This window comes from Frankia sp. CcWB2 (assembly GCF_977927585.1).
In genome coordinates, this window is sequence record NZ_CDWRCM010000188.1 from 3,734 (window position 1) to 9,744 (window position 6,011).

Annotated in this window: 4 protein-coding genes; 1 reads left to right on the forward strand and 3 read right to left on the reverse strand. The window is 68.7% G+C overall.

What is annotated here, in order from left to right; translation table 11 throughout:
• Positions 1-2,400: glycoside hydrolase family 65 protein (locus ACY45C_RS17375; protein ID WP_462188610.1), on the reverse strand; the 2,400-nt coding region annotated here is incomplete at its 3' end.
• Complete coding sequence (locus tag ACY45C_RS17380) at positions 2,397-3,158, reverse strand: beta-phosphoglucomutase family hydrolase (protein WP_462188611.1); 762 nt, start codon at positions 3,156-3,158, stop codon at positions 2,397-2,399. The genes ACY45C_RS17380 and ACY45C_RS17375, both read right to left, overlap by 4 nt.
• 206 nt (positions 3,159-3,364) lie before the next feature.
• On the opposite strand from ACY45C_RS17380, the gene dcd reads away from it, so the two are divergent.
• Entirely contained in the window at positions 3,365-3,964 is a 600-nt protein-coding gene (dcd, locus tag ACY45C_RS17385; RefSeq protein ID WP_462188612.1) for a dCTP deaminase, read from the forward strand.
• A gap of 79 nt (positions 3,965-4,043) precedes the next feature.
• Here dcd and ACY45C_RS17390 read toward each other — a convergent pair.
• On the reverse strand, positions 4,044-6,011 hold a 1,968-nt coding region (locus ACY45C_RS17390; protein WP_462188613.1), incomplete at its 5' end, for a (Fe-S)-binding protein.

Here is a 6,011-nt window from a genome sequence, read left to right on the forward strand (position 1 = left end):
GGCGCCCCCACCAGCGCCCCCACCCGCACCGGAGCGGCCGCCGGTCCCGGGCAGGCGCAGGAAGCGCAGCGGCTCCCGACCCGGGGGCTGCTTCGGCCGTTCCAGGACGGGCGTCGGCGGGACCTCCATGCTGACCGGCTGGCCGGGAACCACCCGGACGGTCTTGCCGTGGTGCAGCAACGTCATCGCCGGCCCCGCGGGGACGGTGTAGACCGCCGTCGAGTCGGAGACCTCCACCCGCAGGTGCCGCCCGCGGACACAGAGCCCGAAGGCCAGCCTGGTCAGTCCCTCGGGCAACCGCGGCGCGAACGAGATCACCTCACCGCCGTCACGCAGCCCACCGAAGCCCTCGACGAGGGCGATCCAGCTTCCCGCGAGGGAGGCCATGTGCAGCCCATCTCCGGTGTTGTGCTCGATGTCATGCAGATCCATCAGGGCGGCTTCGCGCAGGTAATCATGGGCGAGCGACAGGTGCCCACACTCAGCGGCCAGCACCGCCTGGGAGCATGCCGACAGTGACGAGTCCCGAACCGTCAGAGCTTCGTAGTAGGCGAAGTTGCGGATCTTCTCGTCCATCGTGAAGGCATCACCCCGGCGCTGCATCGCCAGGACCAGGTCCGCCTGCTTGACGACCTGCTTGCGGTAGAGGTCGAAATACGGGAAGTGCAGCAGCAGAGGGTACTGCTCGGGCGCGGTGTTCGCGAAGTCCCAGACCTGGTGTTCGGTGAATCCCTCGGACTGCGGGTGGACGCCGAGATGGGGGTCGTAGGGGATGGACATGTTCTCGGCCGCGTCCCGCCAGGACGCCGTGACCTCGGCATCCACGCCCAACTCGGCGGCCCGGTCGGGATGGCAGCGGGCGGCGTCCGCCGCGGCCACGAGGTTCCGCTGCGCCATCAGGTTCGTGTAGACGTTGTTGTCGGCGATGGCCGAGTACTCGTCCGGGCCCGTGACACCGTCGATCCGGAAGCGGCCGTCGAGGTCGTGATGTCCCAGCGACCGCCACAGCCGGGCGGTCTCGATCAGGATCGCCAGCCCCACCGTGCGCTCGAACTGCTCGTCCCCGGTGATGGTGACGTAGCGGGCGACCGCGTCGGCGATGTCGGCGTTGACGTGAAAGGCGGCCGTCCCGGCCGGCCAGTACCCGGAGCACTCCTCGCCGTGGATGGTGCGCCAGGGGAAGACGGCGCCCTTCAGATTGAGCAGATCGGCTCGTTCCCTGGCCAGTGGCAGAGTCGCGTACCGCCAGCGCAGCGCGTCGGCCGCCGCGTCAGGCGCGGTGTACGTCAGGACGGGGAGCACGTACGACTCGGAGTCCCAGAAGGCGTGCCCGTCGTATCCGGGGCCGGTCAGGCCCTTGGCCGGGATCGCCCGCCGCTCGGCCCGCGCTCCGGCCTGCAGGACGTGGAACAGCGCGAAGCGAACGGCCTGCTGCACCTCCGGGTCGCCGTCGACCTCGACGTTGGCCCGCTTCCAGAAGGCATCCAGGTACTGCCGCTGCTCGCCGACGAGACCGGGCCACCCGGTCTGCCGCGCTGCGACCAGCGCCGCGGCGGCCTGGTCCCTCAGGGCTGGGAGGGACCGTTGCTCCGACCAACCGTAGGCGATGAACTTGACCATCCGTAGCTTCTCGCCCGGGGCAAGCACCGCCGTGGCCGTCACCCGGCCGGCGTCCGGCTCGCTCTCCGAGGAGACACCCAGCGAGTCCGGCCCGGCGAACTCGTGGTCCATGGCCGCGGCGACACGGATCTCGCTGCGGTGGGTGATGTGGACGAGCTCGACCATCGTGCCGCTCGCCCGATGGCGCTCGGACCGCAGCGGCGACTCCAGCGCAGCCGCGGCCCGCGGGTCACCGTGCCAGGCCGGCAGCTGCTCGTTGGCCACCAGCTCCGACTGGATGACGATCCGCGCCGGGTCGCCCACCGGCTCGATCTCGTAGTACACGGCCGCGATGGAACGCTGCGAGAACGACACCAGCCGCTCGGAGTGCACCCGGATGGTCTGCCCCGCCGGCGAGACCCATTCCACGTCCCGCCGGAGCACGCCCTCCCGGAAGTCGATCGCCCGCTGATGCGACCGCAGATCGCCATAGCGGATGTCGAACGGCTCGTCGTCGACGAGTAGACGGATCACCTTGCCGTTGGTGACGTTGATGACCGTCTGGCCGGACTCGGGATATCCATAGCCGGCCTCGGCATAGGGCAGGGGCCGCAGCTCGTGGACCGAGTTCAGGTAGGTGCCCGGCAGGCCGTGCGGATCGCCCTCGTCGAGGTTTCCCCGGAGCCCGATATGGCCGTTGGACAGGGCGAACAATGACTCGGACCGGCCCAGATCGGAGATGTCGAGACCGGACTCCTGGATGGACCACGGCTCAATCAGATAAGACGCTTTGTCGATCACGCGGGGCCGGGTCCGGAGCCGTGGCCGAGCAGGTCCGCCAGGTCGTTTACCACGATGTCGGCCCCGTGGGCGCGCAACGCTGCGGCGTGCCCTACCCGGTCGACCCCCACGACCCAGCCGAACCCGCCGGCCCGCCCCGCCTCGACGCCGGCCAGGGCGTCCTCAAACACCGCCGCCCGCCGCGGCGGCACCCCGAGCAGCCGGGCGCCGGCGAGGAAGGTGTCGGGCGCTGGCTTTCCGGCGAGATGGTCACGGGCGGCGACGACGCCGTCCACCGCTCCGTCGACGAGGGCGTCAAGCCCGGTCGCCTTCAGCACCTCGGCGCAGTTGGCGCTGGAGGAGACGACCGCGCGGGGGATCCCCCGCGCGGCCAGTTCCCGCAGGTACGTCACCGAGCCGGGGTAGATGTCCACACTGTCCCTCCTAATCCGTTCCAGCAGGAGGAAATTCTTCCGGTTGGACAGCCCATGCACGGTGAGCGCGGACGGCGGGTCGTCCGGTGTTCCGTCGGGAAGCCTGATGTGACGGGCGTCGAGAAAGGCTCGCACTCCGTCGATCCTGGGCCGGCCGTCAACGCACTCGGCATAGTCATGCTCGAGGTCGAAGGGGACGAACGGCCCTCCCGACCGCTTGGCCCAGTTCTCCAGGAAATCGTCGAACATCTCTTTCCACGCGGCCGCGTGGATCGTCGCAGTGTTCGTCAGCACGCCATCCAGGTCGAACAGACATGCCTCGATGTGATCGGGTAGCCCGAGCATCCGTCCCGCCTGTCCCTTCCGCCCCAGCCTTCCCCGGGAGCACCCACCCGTCCGGCCGGGTATTCATCGACCGGCCACGTGCCTCCTACCCGGGTCACGCTCCGTCTCACTCTTCCACGCGGCTCCGTCCTCCTCCGGGTGGACGGTGAAGATCAACCTCCGGGTAGAGGGTGAAGATCAACCACTCATGCTCTAACGTCCGGGACGTGCTGTTGTCCGACCGGGACATCCGGACCGAGATCGCCACGGGCCGGATCCGTCTCGACCCCCACGACCCTGGCCTCATCCAGCCGTCCAGCATCGACCTACGGCTGGACTGCTGGTTCCGGGTCTTCGCCAATCACCGGTACAGCCACATCGATCCCTCTCTCGAGCAGGAGGATCTCACCGAGCTCATCGCCCCGGAGGGCGACGAGCCGTTCGTCCTGCATCCGGGCGAGTTCGTCCTCGGCTCGACGCTGGAGATCGTCACCCTGCCCGACGATCTCGCCGGCCGGCTGGAAGGGAAGTCGAGTCTCGGCCGGCTCGGGCTGCTCACGCACTCGACGGCGGGCTTCATCGACCCCGGCTTCTCCGGGCACGTCACGCTGGAACTGTCGAACGTGGCGACGCTGCCGATCAAACTCTGGCCCGGCATGAAGATCGGCCAGCTCTGCCTGTTCCGGCTGTCCTCGCCGGCCGAGCACTCGTACGGCTCGACCATTTACGGCTCGCGCTACCAGGGCCAGCGCGGCCCGACTCCGTCGAGGGCCTACCGGGACTTCACCCGCGCACCGGTCCCGAACGGGGAGATCCCCCCAGGCTGACTTCCTTGCCTTTCAGCTTCCTTGCCTTTCCAGAGGGTTTCATGTTCAATTTATCCCTCTGGAAAGGCAAGGGCACAATCTAGCCGACAGGCTCGGCGGACGCCTCGGTCGGAGCCGCTGGCGCCGCCGGCGCCAGCGAACGGGCCAGGAGCTGGGAGACGTCGAGCACCTCGACGCCGTCCTTCGCCTCGCCGCTCAGCTTCTTCTCGGTGACGGCGTCGGTGAGCATCACGATGCAGAACGGGCAGGCGGTGGACACGACGTCCGGGTCGAGGCCGAGGGCCTCCTCCATCCGGTCCACGTTGACCCGCTTACCGATCTTCTCCTCCATCCACATCCGCGCGCCGCCGGCACCGCAGCAGAAGCCGCGGTCCTTGCAGCGGTGCATCTCCTGGCCCCGGATGCCCGGGATTGCCGCCAGGATCTCCCGCGGCGGGGTGTAGACCTTGTTGTGCCGCCCGAGGAAGCAGGGGTCGTGGTAGGTGACCGACGACTCCACCCGGGTCACCGGCACCAGCTTGCGCTCCTCGACCAGTTTGCCGAGCAGCTGGGTGTGGTGGACGACCTCGTACTGACCGCCGAGAGCCGAGTACTCCCGGGCGAGGCTGTTGAAGCAGTGCGGGCAGGTGGCAACGATCTTCTTGACGCCCGTGGCGTTCAGCAGCTCGATGTTCGCCTTGGCCATCTCCTGGTACAGGTACTCGTTGCCGAGCCGGCGCGCCGGGTCTCCGGTGCAGGACTCGTTCGTACCGAGGATCGCGAACTCGACCCCGGCGGTGTGCAGGAGCTCCGCGAAGGCCCGCGCGACCTTTTTGGCGCGGTCCTCGATCGCCCCGGCGCAGCCGACCCAGTACAGGTACTCGACGTCGTCGGGGATCTGCTCACCGTCGCCGAGGACACGCACCTCGAAGGGCAGGCCCTCGGTCCACTCGGTGCGGGTCCGCGGCGAGACGCCCCACGGGTTGCCGTTGTTCTCGAGGTTGCGCAGCATGACGCCGGCCTCGGACGGGAACGCCGACTCGATCATCACCTGGTAGCGACGCATGTCGACGATGTGGTCGACATGCTCGATGTCCACCGGACACTGTTCAACGCACGCGCCGCAGTTGGTGCACGACCACAGGACGTCGGGATCAATGACCCCGCCCTCCTCCTCGGTGCCGACCAGCGGCCGGTCGACCTGCGGCTGACCGGGCTGCGGCACCCGGCCGAAGCCGGACTCGGGCACATGGTGCACGGTGTGGGAGTCGGAGGCGTCCTCGGCGATCCCGGTGACCGCCTTCGGCGCCTCCTCGCCCTCCGCCGCGCCCTCGGTGGACAGCAGGTAGGGCGCCTTGGCGAAGAGGTGGTCACGCAGATCCATGATCAACAACTTCGGTGACAGCGGCTTGCCAGTGTTCCACGCCGGGCACTGGCTCTGGCACCGCCCGCACTCGGTGCAGGTGGCGAAGTCGAGCATGGCCTTCCAGGAGAAGTCCTCGACCTTGCCGACGCCGACGACCGGCTCGTCCTCCTCCATCAGCTTCTCGATGTCGGGGGTGGTGGCCAGCGGGCCGAGGGCCACCGGCTGGCGCTTGAGCACGACGTTGATCGGAGCCAGGCCGATGTGCAGGTGCTTCGAGTAGACCACCAGCACCGAGAAGCCCATGATCACCGCAACGTTGAGCAGTAGGAAGGCCGTCTCGATGCCCTCGTTCACCTCGTGGGAGAGGCCGGAGAAGATGCGGCTCACGGCGTAGGACGCGAAGGCCCACTTTGTCTGGCCCTGCGGGAGGTTGCCGGTGTTGTACTGGGCGCCACGGCAGATCAACAGTGTCACGATGACGGCGGTGATCAGGCCGAGGATGACCCAGGCCGGCCCGGTGTGCGAGCCGTAGAATCGCGACTTGCGCTCCAGCCGCGCCGGGGCGTCCTTCAACCGGATGATCGTGAAGGCGGCCAGGCCGGCGAGGACCGCCACGGCGAAGAAGTCCTCGAGGAAGCCGATGGCCGCCCAGTGCCCGAATCCCGGGATGTGGAAGTTGTCGTCGAACAGGCCGCCGTAGGC

Coding starts and splice junctions, on each gene's coding strand:
- ACY45C_RS17380 (WP_462188611.1), bottom strand. CDS start 3,158: ATGCTCGGGCTACCCGATCACATCGAGGCATGTCTGTTCGACCTGGAT.